This window comes from Stenotrophomonas sp. PvP093, assembly GCF_017876915.1.
In the GTDB taxonomy this organism is placed as follows: domain Bacteria; phylum Pseudomonadota; class Gammaproteobacteria; order Xanthomonadales; family Xanthomonadaceae; genus Stenotrophomonas; species Stenotrophomonas muris.
The window spans coordinates 169,368-190,480 of the sequence record NZ_JAGIOX010000001.1; the positions used below are offsets into that span (position 1 = coordinate 169,368).

The window sequence follows — 21,113 nt, forward strand, 5'->3', positions numbered from 1 at the left end:
GTTGCCATGTTCAGCAAAGTCCTGATCGCCAACCGCGGCGAAATCGCCTGCCGCGTCATCGCCACCTGCCGCCGCCTCGGCATCGCCACCGTGGCGGTGTATTCCGATGCCGACCGCAACGCACGCCACGTGCGCCTGGCCGATGAAGCCGTCCACATCGGCCCGGCCGCCGCACGCGAGAGCTACCTGCGCAGCGATGCCCTGCTTGATGCCGCGCGCGCTACCGGTGCACAGGCCATCCACCCCGGTTACGGCTTCCTGTCCGAGAATGCCGACTTCGCCGATGCCTGCGCCGCCGCCGGCATCACCTTCATCGGGCCACCGCCCAGCGCGATCCGAGCGATGGGTGACAAGAGCGCGGCCAAGGCGCTGATGGCCAAGGCCGGTGTGCCGCTGACGCCGGGTTACCACGGTGACCAGCAGGCGCCGGACTTCCTGCGCGCGCAGGCCGATGGCATCGGCTACCCGGTGCTGATCAAGGCCAGCGCCGGTGGCGGTGGCAAGGGCATGCGCAAGGTCGAACGCAGCGAGGACTTCGTCGATGCGCTGGCCAGTTGCCAGCGCGAGGCGGCCTCGGCGTTCGGCAACGACCACGTGCTGGTCGAGAAGTACGTCGAGCGCCCGCGCCATATCGAGATCCAGGTGTTCGGCGACAGCCACGGTGAGGCGGTCTACCTGTTCGAGCGCGACTGCTCGGTGCAGCGCCGCCACCAGAAGGTGCTGGAAGAAGCACCCGCGCCGGGCATGAGCGCGGAACGTCGTGCTGCAATGGGCAAGGCCGCGGTCGATGCCGCACGCGCAGTGGGCTATGAGGGTGCGGGCACGGTGGAATTCATCGCCGGCCCGGACGGCGATTTCTACTTCATGGAAATGAACACCCGCCTGCAGGTCGAGCACCCGGTCACCGAATACATCACCGGCACCGACCTGGTGGAGTGGCAGCTGCGCGTGGCTTCGGGCCAACCGCTGCCGCTGCGCCAGGACCAGCTGGCCATCCATGGCCACGCGATCGAAGCGCGGCTGTACGCCGAGGATGCCGACCGTGGCTTCCTGCCCTCCACCGGCACCCTGCGCCGCCTGCGCCTGCCGGCAGCGTCGGCCAACGTGCGCGTCGATACCGGCGTGGAGGAAGGTGACAGCATCACCCCGTACTACGATCCGATGATCGCCAAGCTGATCGTCTGGGACGTGGACCGCGACGCCGCGCTGCGCCGCATGAGCCAGGCCCTGGCCGACTGCCAGGTGGTGGGCGTGACCACCAACGCCGGCTTCCTGCGCCGCCTGGTGAATACCGATTCGTTCGCGCACGCCAGGCTGGATACGGCGCTGATCGAACGCGAACAGGCGGCATTGAGTGCCGTGGGCGACGCGGGTGCGGACCTGTGGCTGCTGGCCGCCGTGGCCGCGGTGGCAAGCACGGCGCCCGCCAGCACCGACGTGCGCGATCCGCATTCGCCGTGGCGGTCACAGGATGGCTGGCGCCTCGGCGCGTCCGCGCCGCGCGTAGTGCCGCTGCAGCAGGGCGAACGCAAGCGCACGCTGAAGGTGTGGGCGCAGGCCGATGGCTGGCGCGTGCAGTGCGATGACGCTGCACCGGTGCGGGTGATCGGCACGGCCGATGTGCACGGACTGACGGTGCAGCTGGGCGAGCGCCGCGGGTCGCTGCAGCTGCTGCGCGACGGTAACCAGCTGTACCTGTTCGGCGCCGACGGCCAGCACCGCTTCACCCTGCATGATCCAGTGGGTGAATCGGACCACGCCGTGGCCGACGCCGGCAGCCTGCTGGCACCCATGCCGGGCAGGATCGTGGCCACGCTGGTCGCGGCCGGTACCGAGGTCAAGCGCGGCACGCCGCTGGTGGTGCTGGAAGCGATGAAGATGGAGCACACCCTGCAGGCACCGGCCGATGGCACGGTGAAGGGTTACCGTGCCAAGGCCGGCGACCAGGTCGGCGACGGCGCGGTGCTGGTGGACTTCGAGGCGACCTGATCGCCGGGGCGGCGGCCGCTCAGCGGTCGTCGCCCGTCGCCACCCGCCCGGCCGGATCGAATTCGGCCGTGTCCAGCGTGGCACTGCGCCAGCCCAGGCCACAGATGGCCATCGCGCTCTGGCCGATGCCATCGAACCCAAAAGCACGATCGACATCGGCATCGTTGATCGCCGCTGTCACGAATGCTGCCAGCCCGCGCTCGGTGGCGCACAGGTACAGCAACTGCGAAATGTGGCCCACGTCCAGCGTCACCGCACGGTGCGCCTTGGCATGGTTGCGATACTTCCAGAAGCAGCGGTCATAACGCGGTGCCAGTACCAGCAGCGCTGGCGCATCGGCGAACCACGCCTGCCCGGACAGCATCCGCCGCGCCATCGCAGGCAACGCCTGCGGCGGTGGCGAGGGCAGCGGCAGCACGGCGTGCTGCACCGGATGATAGTGGTACAAGCCCGGTGCCAATCCTTCCACGTTCTGCACCAGCAGGAAGCCCTCGGTGGGATGCAGGCCGCCACCGGAAGGCACGTTCTTCTTCAGGAACTCGGTATCGCGCCCGACCTTCTGCACCGCGTGCGCCATCAACGTCCGCTGCAGCACCTGGGCCAGCAGCGGCAGCGGCAACGCGCGCTGCGGGTCGAAATTGCGGCAGGTGGTGCGACGCGCCAGCAGTGCATCGAACGCGGCCTCTTCGCTGCGCGGCAGCGGCTGGTAGTCGCCCTGCATCGGCTGCACCACCGGCGGTGGCGGCCCCAGGCGCTGGCGCAGGCCGGCCGCGGTGTCCAACCCCTGCCGGCGCATGTCCTCCACGCTGTCCACGGCCTGCCAGCGCGCATGGCGATGGGCCAGCGCAGCCAATGGCCACCACTGGCTGCGCCGCAGCGCCTCGTCGCGCATCTGGTGCCCCACCTCGCTCGGTGGGTCGGTCAACAGCAGGCCCTGTTCGACCAGGCGGGCCAGCATGGCCGGGCAGGCATCGGCGGGCGGTTCGCTCCAGCGGTGCGCGCTGAGCCCGCCCAGCAGCTGGCGCTCCTCGGCGTCCACCGGCAGTGGCTGGTCCAGGTGGGCGGCCAGCGCCACCCAGCTGATCTGGCTGTCCATCTCGGCGTGGCCGGCCAGCATCGCACGCAGGTCCAGGGTGACCGCCTCGCGAGGCTCGAACATCAGGCTGGCGCAGCGGCGCAGGCGCATCGGTTTCCTTCCTTGTGCCGCACAGCCGGCATAGCAGCAACGACCGCAGCGCGGCCAACTTTAGCGACGTGCACAGCGCGGCCCTCAATGGCAGGCTGTCGCGGCCGATACGAGTAGCTCCACCTACGGACAATCCCCATGAGCCATCCCCGTCTTTCCGCCGCCGACGCCAGCACCCTGCTGGACCACCTGATCGGCAGCGAAGCGTTCCGCAGCCACTTCACCGCTTCGCCGGCCAAGGCCCTGGCCTCGATCGGGCTGGACGGTGCCGTTGGCGAGAACGACTGCATGAAGATCGGCACCCTGGCCTCGGTCGAGGAGCTGAGCCGGGTGCGTGATGGGCTGCAGGCCCACCTGTCCGGGTCGGTAGCGGCCATGACCGTGGTGTTCTGCTTCGAAGCCGGCAAGGTCGGCGAACGCATCGACGGCTGACCGACCATCACGGTGCGCCGGCCGTGGCCGGCGTCGCCCACGTGGAGACGTCATGCACGTTCAGCGGTTGCCACACCTGCAGCGCGGTGACCTCGGCAATCGCCCGGCCCCGGTGCTGGGCCAGCCAGGCCTGCTGGCGGCGGACGGCGGCGGCGTCGCCCTGCGCACGCAACGCGAGCAGCAGCACCACGTGGGCCTGCACCGGCTCGTTGCCGTCGAGCATCGGCTCGATCAGGGTGCGGGCGGCATCCGGTCGCTGCATCTGCAGTTGATCCTCCGCGCTGACGATGCGCAGCCAGCGTTCCGCGACTGGACTACGCAGGCTGCTCAGCAGCGGCCGCTGCTCGTCCAGCCAGCGCCTGGCCAGATCGAACTGGCCCTGGCGCTGGGCCAGGTGCACCAGCGCCAGCCATTGCAGGACACGCGCATGCAGCATGGGATCATCGCGCTCCTGCAGCATCGGCTGCAGCAGTGCGGCGATGGCCTGCAGTCCGGTCCGGTCCGCCGTGCCGCACAGCGCCGATACGCTGGCGTGCTGCAGTCGCTGCTGCACCTGGAAGTCGGCCAGCGTCGGCGCCGGTGCGTCTTCGCGTACCGCCTGCTGCATGGCCGCGCAATCGCGCTGCGCGGCCGCCAGCAGCAGCTGCGCGCGCAGCTTCATGCGCTGCTGCAGGGCATCGGTGGCACGGATCTGCGGCAGCAGCTGCGCGGCCTTCGCATACTGTCCCTGCGCCACCAGCACGTCCACGCCGGTCTCATCGACATCATCACGACCGCGCAGGACCTGTGCCTGGGCCAGCGTCCCGGCCGCAAGCTGCGGCTGGTTGGCGGCGATCTGTATCCGCACCAGGTGGACCAGCGGATACAGGCGCAGCGGATCCTGCGGCACCGCAGCCGCACGCGCATAGGGTTCGGCCTCGCTGAACTGGTTGGCCTGCAACAGGTACCAGGACGTGTTGGACAGCCCCGCGAACGAATCCGGATAGACCTTGGCCAGCGTGCGCCAGTGCTCCAGCGGCCAGCCACCGGGCTCCAGCTCGGCCATCCAGGCCTTCAGGTACAGCCGCTCGCGTGGCGGCAGGCGATCCTGCAGGTCCAGCGCGTGCTGCATGGCTTCGCGCGCGCGCCGCCCTTCCTCGACGCGCGCATGCAGCTTGGCCACGCCCATGTAGGCCAAGGCAAAACCGGGATCGATGTCGATCGCGGCCTGGTAGAGGTTGCGTGCTTCTTCGAAGCGACGCTGACCCAGTGCGCTCTCGGCCAGCGCGAACGCACGCAGTGCGCGCAGGTCCTGGGTCGAGGCGCGCGGCAGCGGCAGGGATTGCTCCAGGCTGGCCACCGACTCGCCCAGTCCGCGACGCAGGCGACCGACCACGTCGTCCACGGCGAACACCATCTGGTCGGATCGATCGGCGGTGGCGGTGAAGGTCTGGATCACCTGGCCACTGCCCGGTGCGGCAACATCGATGGCCAGCTCGTAGCCACCGATCTTCTGCCGCACGGTCGGCAGCAGCACCGCGCGTGCGCCCTCACGCACCGCCACATCGACCGCGGTATCGCGGTTGAGCCGGGTATCGCCCGAAAGCCGCGCCATTTCCAGGCTTTCGCGGATCTTGCCTTCCGACAGCACGTTCACGTAGCGCGACTGTTCCAGCGCGATCCGGATCGCGTGCCGCATCGAGTCATCGAAGATCGGATCGCCGGTGAGGTTGTCGACATCGCCAAGCACCACCCAGTCACGTTCGGCGAAGGCAATGGCCGGCTCCGACCGCAGCAGCAGCCAGCCGCCCAGCACGGCCGCGGCAAGGATCAGGCCTTCGGCGGCCAGCACCAGCGGTTGCCGCCATAGCGGCAGGTCGCGGCGCGCCTTGGCGTTGGCGCGCGGCATGCGCAGCGGCGCCGAACCGATCTCGCCCACTTCGATCACTTCCTGCACCACCGGCACGCCCTTGAAGCGCCAGCGCCCGTGCGATTTCCACAGCAGGCGCGTGCCACGCTCGCCCAGTGCATCGGTGGCACGGCGGGTCAGCGATTCGGCCACCGCCGACAGCAGGATCTGGCCGGGGCGGGCCAGCATCATCAGGCGCGCCGCCATCGGCTTGGCCAAGCCTTCCACCTCCATCGACTTGGCACCGGCACGGACCGCCTCGGCACTGTTCTCCCAGGTCAGCACGTCGCCCACGTGCAGGCCGGCGCGCGCGCGCAGTTCAATCGCGCGCTGCTGGCCCAGCGCGTGCAGTTCGCGCTGGTAGTCCAGGGCGAAGCCCAGTGCGTCGACGACGCGCTCGAACAGCATGAACAAGCCATCGGAGCGATCGATCAGCTGGCCGTTCCAGCGCTGCTGCAGCACCAGTACCAGGCGATCGTGTTCCTGGAACAGGCTTGCCGCCGCCACATCGCCGATCCGCTCGACCAGCTGCAGCGAATCACACAGATCGGTGAACAGCAGGGCGCGCAGCTGTGGGCTATGCGGGGCTGACGTTCCGTTGTCGCCATTCATCGCCTGCCTCTCCCTATTGGCCGTCCGGATCATCCGCCCAGCGCAGGCAGTTGCCGCCATCGCGCTTGGCCTGGTACAGCGCACGATCCGCGCAGGCATACCACTCGCTCCAGCCTGCCTCCGGCGCCAGCAGGCAGGCGCCGATGCTGACCAGGCTCACATGCGGCGTGCCATGGCTGCGCTCGAGCAGGCCATGCACCGCACTGATGATGAACTCGGCCGCGTGCTGCACGATCTCGTGATTGCCACGGCGCAGGATCAGGCAGAACTCATCGCCACCAAGCCGGCAGGCCAGGTCCTGCTCGCCGGCCATCGAGCGCAGGATGTTGCCCATGCTCTGCAGCACGCGGTCGCCGGCCTGGTGGCCGTGGCGGTCGTTGATCTGCTTGAAGCGGTCGCAATCGATCAGCAGCAGCGCCTGCGGCGGCCCCTCGGCCCGCTCGCGGCACTCCTGCAGGTACAGGGTGAGGCCTCGCCGGTTGTGCAGCCCGGTCAGTTCATCGGTACGCACCAGCTCACGGGTGTGGGTCAACTGATGGGTAGTGATGTACAGATTGTCCAGCGCGGTTTCCAGATCGTGGTTGCGCCGGCGCAGCTGTGCGATCAGTGCCTGTTCGTTGGCCAGCACGCGCATGATCGTGCGGCGCAGGAAATAGGCCACCAGGCCGGGATCGGATTCGACCAGCCGATGGAAATCGGCCGGGCCCAGCTCCAGCACATCGCAGTCGACCAGCGCGCGCGCACTGGCGCTGCGCAGGTGGTCGCCGACCAGCAGGCCCAGTTCTCCGAAGAACTCGTGCTGCCCGAGCGTCTTGATCACCAGGTCCTCGCCGAAGTCCAGTTCGATCTGGCCTTCGAGGATCACATACATGCGCTCGCCGCGGTGGCCACGCTGGAACAGCCACTGTCCGGCACGGAGCTTGCATGCGCGGGCGAATCTGGCGAACAATGCCACCTCGGCATCGGACAACAGAGCGTGCACGATCTCGGCCATCGCCACCCGGGCGATACCTGTCGTCACATCACTGTTCTCGGCCGCACCCCTGCCGGTCATTCCCTGCACCCGCCGCCAGCGTCCCCTGGTGAGCCGCGGAGCATAGCACCGCTTTAAAGTGTGCGCCCTATCTCATTTTGACCCTTCTGCCGATCTTGATTGATGTGAAGATCGGTGATGGCCCGTTCTGGTCACGGGTGTCCGGGCAAAACTCCTGCTGGATCAATCCGATGCCGGGTTTCACAGGGTTTCGGCCAAGTTGCCGGCACCGGGGTGCGCCTGATTGACGCTCCGCGCGTGCTGCGCCCTTGCATCGATACAACAACGCCGGCAGGTCCCCCGACCGGCCGGCGTTGTCTGGCCCTTCCCTGGCCACCCTGATCACCCGGAGCCCGGTAGTGCCGGCCGCTGGCCGGCAACTGCATGGGCTTCGGAAACATCGATGGGTTGCCGGCCAGCGGCCGGCACCACCGGATCACGCGGCGCGCCGCATCACGCCGCGCGTTCGCTGCGCCCGCCATGGAACTGTTCTTCCTCGGTCGAGCCGGTCAGCGCGGTGGTCGACGACTGGCCCTGCTGGATCGCCTGGGTCACCGCATCGAAGTAGCCGGTACCGACCTCGCGCTGGTGCTTGACCGCAGTGAAGCCGCGCTCGGCCGCTTCGAACTCGGCTTCCTGCAACTCGACGAACGCGCTCATCTGGCGGCGTGCGTAGCCGTGGGCCAGATTGAACATGCCGTAGTTCAACGCATGGAACCCGGCCAGGGTGATGAACTGGAACTTGTAGCCGTAGCTGCCCAGTTCGCGCTGGAACTTCGCAATGGTGGCGTCGTCCAGGTTCTTCTTCCAGTTGAAGCTGGGCGAGCAGTTGTAGGCCAGCAGCTTGCCCGGAAACTTCGCATGGATCGCCTCGGCGAACTTGCGTGCGAATTCCAGGTCCGGCTTGCCGGTCTCGCACCACACTAGGTCGGCGTAGGGCGCGTAGGCCAGGCCACGGCTGATCGCCTGGTCCAGTCCGTTGCGGGTCTTGTAGAAGCCTTCGACGGTGCGCTCGCCGGTGGTGAACGGCTTGTCGTTGCCGTCGATGTCGCTGGTCAGCAGATCCGCCGCTTCGGCATCGGTACGCGCCACCAGCAGGGTCGGCACACCCAGCACATCGGCGGCCAGGCGCGCGGCATTGAGCTTCTCGATCGCCTCGCGGGTCGGCACCAGCACCTTGCCGCCCATGTGCCCGCACTTCTTCACCGACGCCAACTGGTCTTCGAAATGCACGCCGGCGGCACCGGCCTCGATCATCGCCTTCATCAGCTCGAACGCATTGAGCACGCCGCCGAAGCCAGCCTCGGCATCGGCGACGATCGGCTGCAGGAAGTCGATGTCGTCCTTGCCTTCGGCGTGGTGCAGCTGGTCGGCGCGCAGCAGCGTGTTGTTGATGCGCTTGACCACTGCCGGCACCGAATCGGCCGGGTACAGCGACTGGTCCGGATACATCTGCCCGGCCAGGTTGGCGTCGGCCGCCACCTGCCAACCGGACAGGTAGATCGCCTTCAGGCCCGCCTTGACCTGCTGCATGGCCTGGTTGCCGGTCAATGCACCCAGCGCGTTGACGAACTCGCGCTCATGCAGCGACGCCCACAGCTTCTCCGCACCCAGGCGGGCCAGCGAATGCTCGATGTGGACGGTGCCGCGCAGGCGCACCACGTCGGCGGCACTGTAGTTGCGCTGGATGCCTTCCCAGCGCGGGTTGGTATCCCAGTCGTGCTGGATCTGTTCGGCAGTGGGCAGCTTGCTCATGTCTTTCTCCAGTTCGGTTCGTGCGTGCAGCGGGGAGGGAAACGGCGGGAAACGCGGGCGGCGATCAGTCGATGCGCGCGTAGGCCGGCAGGGTCAGGAAATCGGTCAGTTCGTCGCTGCGGCTCAGTTCGCCGAGCAGGGCGATGGCCTCGCCGATGCGTGCGCCACCGGGCAGCGTGGCGGTGTCACCCAGCCGTGCCGGCAGCTGAGCCAGCGTGGCATCCAGCAGTGCCAGGTCGATGGCGGTGCCATCGTCCAGCTGCTGGCCCGGCGTATGCAGCCACTGCCACAACTGGCTGCGGCTGATCTCGGCGGTGGCCGCGTCCTCCATCAGGTGGTGGATCGGCACGCAGCCGTTGCCATCCAGCCATGCCGCCAGGTAGCGCACGCAGACTTCCACGTTGCCTTCGAAGCCGGCGCGGGTGATGGTGCCGGGCGGCCGTGCGATCAGTTCGTCGCGGCCGACGCACACATCCTGGCGCAGCACGCTGTGCTGGTTCGCACCGGGCATGTGTTCGTCGAAGATCGCCATCGCCACCGGAATCAGCGCCGGATGCGCGACCCAGGTGCCGTCGTGGCCGGCGGTCACTTCGCGCAGCTTGTCAGCGCGCACGCGGGCCATCGCCTGTTCGTTGGCGGCGGCATCGTTGTTGATCGGAATCTGCGCGGCCATGCCACCCATCGCATGTGCACCACGGCGATGGCAGGTCTGGATCAGCAGTTCCGAATAGGCCTTCAGGAACGGCTGGGTCATGGTCACCTGGCCGCGCTCGGGCAGCACGCGGTCGGCGTGGCGCCGGAAGGTCTTCAGGTACGAGAAGATGTAGTCCCAGCGCCCACAGTTCAGGCCGACGATGCGGTCACGCAGCGCGTGCAGGATCTCATCCATCTCGAACACCGCCGGCAGCGTTTCGATCAGCACGGTCACCTTGATCTGGCCGTGCGGCAGGCCGAGCATGCCTTCGATGTGCGACAGCGCGGTTTCCCACAGCGCCGCCTCTTCCATGCTCTGCAGCTTGGGCAGGTAGAAGTACGGGCCGCGGTCCTTCGCCTGCAGGGTGCGGGCGTTGTGGAAGGCGAACACCGCCGCGTCGAACAGGCCGCCGGCGATGAACTGGCCATCGATGCGCACGTGCTTTTCGTCCAGGTGCCAGCCACGTGGCCGCACGATCAGCACCGCCTGCTCGTCATGCGGGCGCAGCGTGTAGTGCTTGCCATTGGGGGCGGTGTAGTCGAGATCGCCACGCACCGCGGCGGCCAGCGACTGCTGCCCGGCCAGCAGGTTGCGCCAGGTCGGCGAGGTCGAATCCTCGAAGTCGGCCATGAACACCTTGGCGCCGGAGTTCAGCGCGTTGATGACCATCTTCGGATCGGTCGGGCCGGTGATCTCGACGCGGCGGTCCTGCAGCGCGGCCGGCAGCGGCGCAACGCGCCAGTCGCCGCTACGGATCGCAGCGGTGTCCTCGCGGAAGTCCGGCAGGCCGCCCTCGTCGAAGAACGCCTGGCGCTCGCGGCGCGCCTGCAGCCGTGCCTGCCGGCCCGGTTCCACCGCACGGTGCAGCGACACCAGCAGGGCCAGCAGCGGCGCCGGCAGCACGGTGTCCTGGCCGGCCACGCGGGTCGCCAGGGCGATGCCGGGGGTAGCCTTGCTGGCAGGGGTGGGAACAGCGGAAGCGACGGCGGACATGGGGCGACTCCAGCGGTGGGGGAACGTCTCCACGGTGCCGCTGGGCCGGAGTATTTGGCAAAACAGTTTTTGCAATGTTCTACATAAGTTGTGCTAATACTCGTGACGAGATGAGCACACGCACCCCGCCAAGTCCGCGTTTTTCCTACAAATCCGACCGGCTGAAGCCATTGCGTGCGTTCTGCCAGACGGTGCGCCTGGGCTCGGTCTCACGGGCGGCTGAGGCACTTTTCGTCAGCCAGCCGGCCATCAGCCTGCAGTTGCAGGCCCTGGAACGGGAACTGGGGGTGCCGTTGTTCGAGCGCAGTGGGCGCCGCCTGGTACCCAGCCGCGAGGGCCAGCTGCTGTACGAGATGGCGCAGCCGCTGGTGGAGAACCTGGACGGGCTGGAGGCGCGCTTCCGCGACAAGGTGCGCGGCCTGGATGCGGGCGAGCTGAACATCGCCGCCAACAGCTCGACGATCCTGTACCTGCTGCCGAAGATCGTCGAGCGCTTCCGCCTGCACCACCCGGACGTGCGCCTGACCCTGCACAACGCGATCAGCGCCGATGGCACCGACCTGCTGCGCGAGGACGCCGCCGACCTGGCGATCGGTTCGATGACCGATGTACCGGCCGACCTGACCTACGCCCCGGCCTACCGCTTCGAGCAGGTACTGATCGCGCCGCACGACCATCCGCTGGCCAGTGGCGGCGAGCTGGAGCTGGCCGACATCGCGCGCTATCCGCTGGTGCTGCCGCCGAAGCGGCAGATCACCTACCGGCTGGTTGACCAGGTATTCCAGCGCCACCGCATCGCCTACACCGTGGCACTGGAAGTGGGCGGCTGGGAGGTGATCAAGCAGTACGTGGCGATGGGCATGGGCATTTCCATCGTGCCGGCGCTGTGCCTGAACGAGGCCGACCGCGAGCGGTTGGCGGCGCGGTCGATGAAGCGCTGGTTCCCCGAGCGCAGTTACGGGGTGATCGTGCGCCGGGGCAAGGCGCTGTCGGCGCAGGCGCGCGCGTTCATCGAGCTGATCCAGCCGGAGTTGTTCAGTCCGCGCGATTACGACCAGAGCGGGCATTCGGAGCGGTGAGGGGTGTTCGGCAGGGCTGCGCCCTGCACCTGCTGAAGCCAAAGCAACAGCAAAAGCCTGCTATCCGTAGATGGCGGGGCGGTGTGGGTGGGCAGGACATGCCGTGAACCCCTCCTTGGGGGCTCGATGGCGCCATCCATGGCGCCAACGGTCCTGCCCACCCACACCGCCCCGCCTCTGACAGTTGGTCGCTACTGTTGGTGGGTGTCGACCTTGGTCGACACGGTAGATCCACGCCATGCGTGGATGACGGGTGACCGGGGTCAGATCCGTTTTCCGCAGGAAAACGGATCTGACCCCATTTCCGGCTGGCGATGCATAGACTGGGCGCATGTCCATCGAACTCCGCCACCTGCGTTACTTCCTCGCCGTTGCCGACACGCTGCACTTCGGCCAGGCGGCGGAGCGGCTGGGCATGTCGCAACCGCCGCTCAGCCAGCAGATCCGCCAGCTGGAAGACCTGATCGGGGCGCGCCTGTTCGTGCGCAGCCATCGTCGTGTGCAGCTGACGCCTGCGGGTGAGCTGCTGCAGGAGCGCGCACGGGCCATCGTGCAGCAGGTGGAAACCGCGGTGGACGAGGTACAGCGCGCGCAGCGCGGCGAGCAGGGCGAACTGCGTATCGGCCTGACCCGGGCCACGCCGCTGTCGCCGCAGATTCCGCGTTCGATCCTGCGCTACCGCCAGCAGTACCCACAGGTGCGGCTGCAGCTGAGCGAGATGAACACGCTGCAGCAGATCGATGCGCTGCTCGACGGTTCACTGGACGTGGGCATCATCCGCAAGCGCGCATTGCCGCCGGAGCTGGTGGCGCACAGCCTGTTCGTCGATCCACTGGCGTTGATCGTGCATGCCGACCACCCTGCCCTGCGCAGGCTGTCGAAGCAGGGCACGTTGTCGCTACGCGACTTCGCGCAGGAGCCGTTCGTGGCATTTCGCCGCAGCGCGGGCGCGGGCATCCATGACCACATGATCGCGCTGTGCGCGGCCGCCGGGTTCACGCCGCGCATCGTGCAGGAAGCCGGTGAGGCATCGACATTGATCAGTCTTGCGGCTGCAGGCCTGGGTGCGGCGATCCTGCCCTCGTCCTGCGATCACATACGCGTGGAAGGCGCGCGCTTCGTGGCGCTGGCCGATGCCGGTGCGCATTCGGAGGTGCAGCTGGCATGGCACCGCGAGGGCGTCACGCCGCTGATCCGCAACTTCGCCGGGCTGCTGCGCGGGGCGTTCGCCGAAGGGTGAAGTGCCACCCACTTAGGTTTGGTAGACGCCAACCTTGGTTGGCTGCCGTGCCAGAGCGCCGACCAAGGTCGGCATCTACCAGAGCAACGCCGCGCCCGTGCGGAACGCGAGGCTGGCGTCAGGCCGTGACCGGCTGCGGCGCGCGCTGCTGCAGCGCCCAGACGATGCCGCCCCCGATCAGGGTCAGCACGGCAGCGAACGCGCACACGCCCAGCCAGTCCCAGGCCGCGTAGGCCAGGCCACCCACCCCGCCCAGCACGCTGGAGCCCAGGTAGTAGGCGAACAGGTACAGCGCCGACGCTTCCGCGCGCATCGTACCGGCACGGCTGCCGACCCAGCTGCTGGCCACCGAGTGGCCACCGAAGAAGCCGAAGGTCACCAGCGCGATGCCCAGTGCCATCGTGCTCAGCCACGGCATCGCCAGCAGCGCGATGCCGGCGCCGATCAGCGCGAACGAGATCGACAGGATGCGGCCGCGCCCGTACCGCGTGGCCTGCTGGCCCATCCACGCCGAACTGAAGGTGCCCACCAGGTACACGCTGAAGATCAGCCCGACCACGGTCTGGCTGAGGTGGTACGGCGGCGCCAGCAGGTGATAGCCCAGGTAGTTGTAGAGGGTGACGAACACGCCCATCAGCACGAACGAGGTGGCGAACAGCCACGGCAGGCCCGGGTCGGCGAACAGCGTGCGCCAGCGCGACGGCAACTGGCGCAGGCCATCACGGCGGGGATGGAAATGACGCGACGGCGGCAGCTGCAGCCACAGCAGCACGGTGCTGGCCACGGCGATGATCGACACCACGCCGATGCCCCAACGCCAGCCCCAGTGATCGGCGATGATGCCGGCCAGCAGGCGCCCGCTCATGCCACCGATGGCGTTGCCGCCGATGTACAGGCCCATCGCCAGGCCCAGCGCGCGGCTGTCCATCTCCTCGACCAGGTAGGTCATCGCCACTGCCGGCACGCCGCTCAGCGCCAGGCCAAGCAGGGTGCGCAGCACCAGCAGCGTGGTCCAGTCGTCCACCAGCGCCGTGCTCAGCGACAGCATGGCCGAGGCCAGCAGCGCGGCAATCATCAACGGGCGGCGGCCGACCGCATCGGACAGCAGGCCGGCCAACAGCATCGCCACCGCCAGCGTGCCGGTGGTCAGCGACAACGACATCGCGCTGCCTGCGGCGGACACGCCGAAGTGGCGGCTGAACTCGGGCAGCAGCGGCTGCACGGTGTACAGCAGGCCGAAGGTGGAGAAGCCGGCCAGGAACAGTGCCAGCGCGGTGCGGCGGAAGGCCGGCGTGCCCTGCTGGATGCGGGTCTCGGCGATGGGATCGACAGTGGGGGGGCGGCGCTCGACGGCCGCCGCGGTTTCGCCAGTCATGGGATCGAAGGGCCGGTGGGGCGGCCGGGCATGGGAGGGAACGGGCCTCAGACTAGGCCTGTCGATCCAGTCGATCCATAACCTGATAAGTCAGGATTGATACTCAAGAGGTATCAATTCAGCTTACAGGCGCTGCCACTCGAAACCGTCGCCGCGGCGGTAGTACACCGCCACCGCACGGCCGTAGACCTTGTCGGCGTCGACGAAGCCGAAGAAGCGGCCGTCGAAGCTGTTGCCGCGGTGGTCACCCAGCACCAGCACCTTGCCGGCCGGCACCACCAGATCGGCGATGTCCGGACCGCCGCCCATGTCCAGGTCGAGGCGGGCACGGCGCTCGCCGAAGGCTTCCACGTCCTGCAGATCGGCGATCTGCAGCGGCTGGCCGTTGATGCTCAGATGGCCCTCGCGCATCTGCACGTGGTCACCGGCCACCGCCGCCACGCGCTTGATCAGGCGGGTGCCGTCGGCCGGTGAATCGAACACCGCCACTTCACCGCGCTGCGGGACGCCGGTGGCCATCAGTTCCTTGCCGGTGAACGGCAGGCGCAGGCCGTAGGCGCGCATGTCCACCACCACCCGGTCGCCCGGCTGCAGGGTCGGCTGCATCGAGCCACTCGGCACCACGTAGTGGTTGGCGAGGGTATCGCGGGCGGCGGCGAGCAGGCCGAGCATCACCAGCAGCGGCAATGCTTCCTTCTTCAGCCAGACCAGCGCGCGTTCGGACAAGGGAGGACGGGCAGCAGCATCCATGACAGGCTCCGGGTAGGTGGTAGCTGCATCAGACCACATCCAGGCGGGAGAGGTTCCCGCGACGCGATCCGGTAGAGCCGAGCCCACGCTCGGCCTGTTCCTTGCAGCGTCGAGGTTGCCCGACTGGGGCGCAGAGCGGCCGAGCGCAGGCTCGGCTCTACAGGAAGGGTTACGCAGGTTTTACGCGCGGGACCGGCCGCGGGCATCGCACCTTTACGGGCGGCACGCGCATCGTGTGCCCACCGCGCCGCAGGGCGCATTCCGCAAGGTGTTGTATGACCCTCCTGGTGATCCGCCACGCCTCTTCGTCGGCACCGCGTCCCCAACTGCCGACGCAGCTGGCCGGCCATCGCGTGCTGTGCAGCGACTGCGCCAGCCTGTCCGAGGTACGCCAGTGCCTGTGCCAGCCGCAGGCGCGCTCGGCCGACTGGGTACTGCTGGATGTCGGTACCGCTGACGAGGCGCAATGGCAGGCCGAAGGTGGCGCGCTGCAGGCGGCGCTGGAACGGCTGCCGGCGCAGTACATCGAACTGCAGGCCCCCAGCGAACCCGGTCTGGAGGCACGCCTGCGCCTGCAGCACGGTCCCGCCGCCGTGGTGGTCGACCAGCGCAGCCAGCAGGCCGGCTACCCGTTGTCGCTGGCCATTGTCGGCCGCCGCCTGGCACAGGAGGGCTGAGCCATGTCGATCTTCATCATCCGTGGCCCGGAAGCGGCCGGCGCCCTGATCCGCACCGCGATGCCGCTGCCGGCACCGGTCCTGAAGTCACTGGTGCATCGTGCGATCGACGCCGGCACCAGCGTGGCGATCCGTGCCTGTGGTTCTGAACAGGAACTGCTGGACGCCCTGCGCGTGGCCGACCACAGCCGCGGCGAGGTGACCCTGCTCGACCCGGGCGCGTGTGCCAACAGCCTGCGCCTGCAGCGCCTGCTGCCGTACCTGCACAACGCCTATGTGGAAGTGCATGACGACGGCGCGGTAGCCGAGCCGTGCCTGCCGGCTGGTGTCGGCCAGCGCCTGGGCATCGCCGCCGGCTACGGCGCGCAGAGTTACGTGCTGGCGCTGGATATCGCACTGGATCACCTGGGCCTGGCCGAGCAGGCCAACCGGGTACACGTGGGAACGTAACGCTGTTTGTAGAGCCGAGCCCATGCTCGGCTGCCTTTCCAGGAACCATCAGCCGAGCGTGGGCTCGGCTCTACAGAAGAACGTCGAGCATGGCTCGACGCTACAGAAAGAAAAACGGCGGGGTTGCCCCCGCCGTTTTCGCTTTCTTACTTCAACCCGCGGAACTTCAGCAGCGGTTCCACCGACGGGTCCTTGCCACGGAAATCGCGGTACAGGGTCGACAGTTCCACGCTGTTGCCGCGCGAGAGGATCTTGTCGCGGAACTCCTGGCCATTGGCCGCGGTCAGGCCACCGTGCTCGGTGAACCACTGGTAGGCGTCATGGTCGAGCACTTCGGCCCAGAAGTAGGCGTAGTAGCCGGCCGAGTAACCGCCACCCCAGATATGGTCGAAGTAGGTGGTGCGGTAGCGCGGCGGCACCTGCGGCAGGTCGACCTTGAACTTCTTCAGCGCGCTGGCTTCAAAGGCGCCGACATCCTGCAGCGGCGCGTCGGCCTTCTGCGTGTGCCAGGCCAGGTCCAGCAGCGCGGCCGACAGGTACTCGGTCGTCGCGTAGCCCTGGTTGAAGCTGCGTGCCTTGAGGATCTTGTCGACCAGCTCCTGCGGCATCGCCTCGCCGGTCTTGTAGTGCTTGGCGTAGTTGGCGAACACCTTCGGGTCCAGCGCCCAGTGCTCGTTGAACTGCGACGGGAACTCGACGAAGTCGCGCGAGGTCGCGGTGCCGGCGATCGACGGGTACTTCACGTTCGAGAAAATGCCGTGCAGCGCATGGCCGAACTCATGGAACATGGTGGTGACGTCGTCGAAGCTGATCAGCGCAGGCTGGCCGGCGGCCGGCTTGGTGAAGTTGCAGACGTTGTAGACCACCGGCTTGGCACCGGTCAGGCCGTCCTGTTCGACGAACACGTCCATCCAGGCGCCACCGGACTTGCTGTCACGCTTGAAGTAGTCGGTGTAGAACAGCGCCAGCGAGGTGCCGTCCTTGTCGAACACTTCGTACACCTTCATGTCCGGGTTGTAGGTCGGAATGTCGGTGCGCGGCTTGAAGGTGATGCCGTACAGCTGGGTGGCGGCGTAGAAGACGCCGTTCTGCAGCACGTTGTCCAGTTCGAAGTACGGCTTGATCTGCGACTCGTCCAGATCGTACTTGGCCTTGCGCACCTGCTCGGCGTAGAAGTCCCAGTCCGAAGCGGCGACCTGGAATCCACCCTTCTGCGCGTCGATGACCTTCTGGATCTCACCGGCTTCGGCGCGTGCCTTGGCGGTGGCGGCCGGCACGGTGTCGGTCAGCAGCTTGAGCGCGGCAGCCGGGGTCTTGGCCATCTGGTCGCCCAGCTGGTAGTCGGCGAAGGTGTCAAAGCCGAGCAGCTTGGCCTTCTGCGCACGCAGCTGGGCCAGGCGCTGCACGGTCTGCCGGGTGTCGTTGGCATCGCCGCGCTCGGCGCGGGTTTCCGAGGCCTTCAGCACGGCGGCGCGCTGGTCGCGGTCGCTCAGCGAGCCGAGCACCGGCTGCTGGGTGGTGTTCTGCAGCGGCAGCAGGAACTTGCCATCCAGCTTGCGGTCCTTGGCGGCGGCGGCAGCGTTGTTGATAGCGCCCTCGTCCAGGCCGGCCAGCTTGGCCTTGTCGTCAACGACAACGGCCGCAGCAGCGGTGGCGGCCACCAGGCGGGTGTGGAACTGGGTGGAGAGCGTGGTCTCTTCCACGTTGAGCTTGCGCAGGCTCGCCTTGTCGGCGTCGGACAGCTGCGCACCGGCGCGCACCAGGCCATCGTAGTAGTGCTCCACCAGGCGCTTCTGCACCGGGTCCAGCTCCAGCGTGTCACGCTGGTCGTACAGCGACTTCACGCGCGCGAACAGCTTCGGATCGAGGTTGATCTCGTCCTGGTGCGCGGCCAGCTTCGGCGCCACTTCTTCCTGGATCTTCTGGCGTGCGTCGTTGGTGTCGGCCTGGACCAGGCCGAAGAAGATGCGCGACACGCGGGTCAGGGTCTCGCCGCTGCGCTCCATCGCCACGATGGTGTTGTCGAAGGTGGCCGGCTCGCTGCTGTCGGCGATCCTGCGCACGTCGGCCAGGTGCTGGCGCATGCCTTCTTCGAACGCCGGCAGGTAGTCGCTGTCCTTGATCTTGTCGAACGGCGGTGCCTGGAACGGCAGCGTGCTCGCGCTCAGCAGCGGATTGGTGGAGGCTTCGGCCGGCTGCTGGGCCGGGGTCTTCTGGGCATCGGACACGGGGGTGGACTCCTTGCCGGAACAGGCCGCCAGCGCCAGGCTGATGGCGGCGGCCAGGACTACGGTACGCGACATGTAAAACGCTCCTTGGGCAGACGGTATGGATACCAGCCCTCCACCCTACTCCTGTCGCGCTCGCCCGGCATGTGCCGGACGTGGCGTCTATGCGGCGGCCTGCAAGCGGCTCAGACCGTGCCGCGGGTCTTGCCGATCCAGGGCCGGTAGAACTCGCGGATGGCAGCCATGTCGGCCACATCGTCGCCGCTCGGGGTGAACAGCGGACCGATGCCGATGGTCTTTTCCGGATAGTGGAAATACGCGGTCAGGATCGGTACGTCAGCCATCCGGGCAATCTTCAGGAAGCCGGCCTTCCAGTCCTTCACGGCCTTGCGGGTGCCTTCGGGCGTGATGGCGAACCACATCTTCTCGTTGTTGCGCAGCAGGTCCACGGCCTGGCCGACGGTGCCCTGCGGCGAGCTGCGATCGAGCGGGATCACGCCCAGCTTGTGCAGCAGCGGGCCCAGCGGCCACCAGAACAGCGAGGCCTTGCCCAGCACCTTCACCTTCATGCCCAGCGCGATCTTCGCCGCCATGCCCCACAGGCCGTCCCAGTTGGACGAATGCGGGGCGATGATGAAGACCAGCCTGGGGATGTCCGGCAGGGTGCCGGTCACCTTCCAGCCGCCCATGCGCAGGGTGCAGCGCGCCAGCCAGCGCAGGAAGGCGTTGGGTTTGACCTGCGGCATCTGCGGCGGCACGGCCGGCAGCAACGAAGTCGGGTTGTTCAAGCAATCACTCCCAGTCACGTGATGAGCGCCGGCGCTTGATCTGCGCGCGCCCGCGTTTGGCGTCCAGACGACGCAGTTTCGACCCGAGGGTCGGCTTGGTGGCCTTGCGCGGTTTGGGCACGCTCAGCCCGGCCTGGATGAAGGCCGCCAGCCGCTCGCGCGCATCCTCGCGATTGCGATCCTGGGTGCGGAATCGTTGCGCGTCGATGACCAGCACGCCTTCGCCGGTCATGCGCCGGTCACGCCGCGCCAGCAGGCGCGCGCGCAACGGTTCGGGCAACGAGGGCGAGTTGGCCACGTCGAAACGCAGTTCCACCGCGGTGGACACCTTGTTGACGTTCTGGCCGCCGGCGCCACTGGCGCGCACGAACCGCTCGACGATCTCGCCGTCGGGGATTTCAAGCTGCGCGCTGATGGTGACCGGTCCACTGCCCATCCGCGCATTGTAGCGGCAGGCACGTGGTGAAGTACGCCATCGCGCCCCGTATGCCGCCGATCAGGCACCGAACACGCCGCCTTCGCCTGGGCTGCGGGTATGCTGGCGGTCCCATGTACCGCAGGAAGCCCCGCATGACCCGCTCCACACCCGCCCTGCCGTCCCTGCTGCGCCGCGCCGCCCTGCTGCTGGCGCTGGCCGTGGCCAGCGTTCCGGCCCTGGCCGCCCCGCCGACCGACGGCGACATCAACCGCCTGCTGTCGGCCTCGCGCGCGCAGAGCATGATCGACACCATGGTGCCTCAGATCGAAGCCATGCAGCAGCAGCAGTTCCAGCAGGTGGCCGCGCAGCGCCAGCTCACCGCCCAGCAGCAGGAACAGCTGAAGCGGATCCAGGCCCGGACCAGCCAGACCCTGCGCCAGGCGATGTCGTGGCAACAGCTGCGGCCCATGTACGTGGACCTGTACAAGAAGACCTTCAGCAAGGAAGACGTGCTGGCAATGGCCGAGTTCTACGAGAGCGCGGCCGGCCAGAGCCTGCTGGACAAGACCCCGGCGCTGATGCAGAACGTGATGGTGGCGATCCAGGCGCGCATGCAGCCGCTGTTCGCGGATCTGCAGAAGGACCTGGAAGCGATCGTCAACGAGCCGGAAAAGAAATAACGGGGTGCGCCGGGCCACGCCCGGCCGCTGGCTGTAGAGCCGAGCCCACGCTCGGCTTACCGCAGCAGCATCAGGCGTCGTCCACCTGCCAGCCGAACAGGTCCAGCGCCTTCTGGAACTCGCGATCCAGCGGCGCACTGACATCCACGCTGCCACCGTCCGGGTGCGGGAAGCGCAGGCGCTCGGCGTGCAGCAGCATGCGGTGCACGCCCTGCATGCGGAAGATGCGGTTGTGGCGGCCATCGCCGTGGCTGGTGTCGCCGATCATGTGGTGCGACAGGTGCTTGAGGTGCCGGCGGATCTGCCGGAAGCGCCCGGTCTGCGGCTGGCAGCGCAGCAGCGCGTAGCGCGAACTGCTGAACTCACCCACCGGCACCGACAGCTCGCCGGTGGCCAGGCGCTGGAAGTCGGTGACCGCCGGCTTCTTCACCGGCTTGCCCGGCCCGCCGTCCAGGTCATGGTCCACCCGCCAGGACAGCTCGGCCGGCCAGCCCCGGCAGACCGTCAGGTAGTCCTTGGCCACTTCACCCCCCATCAACGCCTTGCCCAGCGCACTGGCGGTCTCGCGGTCGAAGGCCAGCAGCAGGCAGCCACTGGTGGCCCGGTCCAGGCGGTGCACGAGGAAGATCGGGCGGCCCAGCTGCTCGCGCAGGCGGTCGGCCAGGAAATCATCTTCGCCACGGGCCAGCTTGCTGTCGTGGACCATCAGCCCGGCGGGCTTGTTGACCACGGCCAGGCGCTCGTCCAGGTGCAGCAGCTGCAGGGGCGCGGATTCGGTCTCGACCGCGGCGAGGGTGTCAGGTTCGGTGCTCACCGCAGGATTATACGGGCGCCCTGATCGGGGTC

18 protein-coding genes are annotated in these 21,113 nt (G+C 68.1%); 7 read left to right on the forward strand and 11 right to left on the reverse strand.

Annotation, left to right across the window (positions count from 1 at the left end):
• The first annotated feature begins 6 nt into the window (after nt 1-6).
• On the forward strand, nt 7-1,989 hold the full coding sequence (locus tag J3A72_RS00795; protein ID WP_075076695.1) for an acetyl/propionyl/methylcrotonyl-CoA carboxylase subunit alpha: 1,983 nt from the start codon (nt 7-9) through the stop codon (nt 1,987-1,989).
• Between the two features lie 19 nt (nt 1,990-2,008).
• Here the strand turns inward: J3A72_RS00795 and J3A72_RS00800 are convergent, their stop codons facing one another.
• On the reverse strand, nt 2,009-3,175 hold the full coding sequence (locus tag J3A72_RS00800; RefSeq protein ID WP_075076691.1) for a putative peptide maturation dehydrogenase: 1,167 nt from the start codon (nt 3,173-3,175) through the stop codon (nt 2,009-2,011).
• A gap of 138 nt (nt 3,176-3,313) precedes the next feature.
• On the opposite strand from J3A72_RS00800, the gene J3A72_RS00805 reads away from it, so the two are divergent.
• Nucleotides 3,314-3,607, forward strand: coding sequence for an NHLP-related RiPP peptide (locus J3A72_RS00805; protein WP_032956215.1), 294 nt, complete (start codon nt 3,314-3,316; stop codon nt 3,605-3,607).
• A 7-nt stretch (nt 3,608-3,614) separates the two neighbouring features.
• Here the strand turns inward: J3A72_RS00805 and J3A72_RS00810 are convergent, their stop codons facing one another.
• The 4 genes from J3A72_RS00810 to aceB all read right to left on the reverse strand — a co-directional run bounded on the left by J3A72_RS00810 (nt 3,615) and on the right by aceB (nt 10,582).
• Nucleotides 3,615-6,107: a putative peptide modification system cyclase gene (locus J3A72_RS00810; protein WP_032956217.1), complete on the reverse strand. Its 2,493-nt coding sequence runs from the start codon at nt 6,105-6,107 to the stop codon at nt 3,615-3,617.
• 13 nt (nt 6,108-6,120) lie between these two features.
• Nucleotides 6,121-7,161, reverse strand: coding sequence for a GGDEF domain-containing protein (locus J3A72_RS00815; RefSeq protein ID WP_032956218.1), 1,041 nt, complete (start codon nt 7,159-7,161; stop codon nt 6,121-6,123).
• Nucleotides 7,162-7,593: 432 nt separating this feature from the next.
• Complete coding sequence (gene aceA / locus J3A72_RS00820; RefSeq protein ID WP_019661879.1) at nt 7,594-8,895, reverse strand: isocitrate lyase; 1,302 nt, start codon at nt 8,893-8,895, stop codon at nt 7,594-7,596.
• A 64-nt stretch (nt 8,896-8,959) separates the two neighbouring features.
• Entirely contained in the window at nt 8,960-10,582 is a 1,623-nt protein-coding gene (aceB, locus tag J3A72_RS00825) for a malate synthase A (protein ID WP_075076692.1), read from the reverse strand.
• 110 nt (nt 10,583-10,692) lie between these two features.
• Here aceB and J3A72_RS00830 point away from each other — a divergent pair, with 110 nt between their 5' ends.
• Together J3A72_RS00830 and J3A72_RS00835 are read left to right on the forward strand one after the other, a co-directional pair.
• Nucleotides 10,693-11,661, forward strand: coding sequence for a LysR family transcriptional regulator (locus J3A72_RS00830; RefSeq protein ID WP_046427979.1), 969 nt, complete (start codon nt 10,693-10,695; stop codon nt 11,659-11,661).
• 331 nt (nt 11,662-11,992) lie between these two features.
• Nucleotides 11,993-12,901 carry a LysR family transcriptional regulator gene (locus J3A72_RS00835; RefSeq protein ID WP_014645561.1) on the forward strand — a complete coding sequence of 303 codons (909 nt, stop codon included), beginning with the start codon at nt 11,993-11,995 and terminating at the stop codon, nt 12,899-12,901.
• Between the two features lie 118 nt (nt 12,902-13,019).
• Here J3A72_RS00835 and J3A72_RS00840 read toward each other — a convergent pair whose 3' ends face one another.
• Entirely contained in the window at nt 13,020-14,276 is a 1,257-nt protein-coding gene (locus J3A72_RS00840) for an MFS transporter (RefSeq protein WP_075076694.1), read from the reverse strand.
• 123 nt (nt 14,277-14,399) lie between these two features.
• Nucleotides 14,400-15,026, reverse strand: a complete 627-nt coding sequence (lepB, locus tag J3A72_RS00845; protein ID WP_014645559.1) for a signal peptidase I — start codon at nt 15,024-15,026, stop codon at nt 14,400-14,402.
• 275 nt (nt 15,027-15,301) lie between these two features.
• Between lepB and J3A72_RS00850 the strand changes: the two genes are divergently transcribed.
• Nucleotides 15,302-15,703 carry a hypothetical protein gene (locus J3A72_RS00850; protein ID WP_014645558.1) on the forward strand — a complete coding sequence of 134 codons (402 nt, stop codon included), beginning with the start codon at nt 15,302-15,304 and terminating at the stop codon, nt 15,701-15,703.
• A 3-nt stretch (nt 15,704-15,706) separates the two neighbouring features.
• Nucleotides 15,707-16,153, forward strand: coding sequence for a 3-dehydroquinate dehydratase (locus J3A72_RS00855; RefSeq protein ID WP_004153636.1), 447 nt, complete (start codon nt 15,707-15,709; stop codon nt 16,151-16,153).
• Nucleotides 16,154-16,299: 146 nt separating this feature from the next.
• On the opposite strand, the gene dcp is transcribed toward J3A72_RS00855, so the two are convergent.
• The 3 genes from dcp to arfB form a co-directional block, all read right to left on the reverse strand.
• The gene (dcp, locus tag J3A72_RS00860) at nt 16,300-18,456 is read right to left on the reverse strand and encodes a peptidyl-dipeptidase Dcp (protein WP_075077210.1); all 2,157 of its coding nucleotides are present in this window, start codon (nt 18,454-18,456) and stop codon (nt 16,300-16,302) included.
• Nucleotides 18,457-18,566: 110 nt separating this feature from the next.
• Nucleotides 18,567-19,169: a lysophospholipid acyltransferase family protein gene (locus J3A72_RS00865; RefSeq protein WP_014645556.1), complete on the reverse strand. Its 603-nt coding sequence runs from the start codon at nt 19,167-19,169 to the stop codon at nt 18,567-18,569.
• Between the two features lie 4 nt (nt 19,170-19,173).
• Complete coding sequence (gene arfB, locus J3A72_RS00870) at nt 19,174-19,605, reverse strand: alternative ribosome rescue aminoacyl-tRNA hydrolase ArfB (protein WP_075077209.1); 432 nt, start codon at nt 19,603-19,605, stop codon at nt 19,174-19,176.
• Between the two features lie 134 nt (nt 19,606-19,739).
• Between arfB and J3A72_RS00875 the strand changes: the two genes are divergently transcribed.
• Nucleotides 19,740-20,267, forward strand: a complete 528-nt coding sequence (locus tag J3A72_RS00875; protein WP_014645555.1) for a DUF2059 domain-containing protein — start codon at nt 19,740-19,742, stop codon at nt 20,265-20,267.
• Between the two features lie 70 nt (nt 20,268-20,337).
• Here the strand turns inward: J3A72_RS00875 and J3A72_RS00880 are convergent, their stop codons facing one another.
• On the reverse strand, nt 20,338-21,081 hold the full coding sequence (locus J3A72_RS00880; RefSeq protein WP_069118156.1) for a pseudouridine synthase: 744 nt from the start codon (nt 21,079-21,081) through the stop codon (nt 20,338-20,340).
• Between the last annotated feature and the right edge of the window lie 32 nt (nt 21,082-21,113).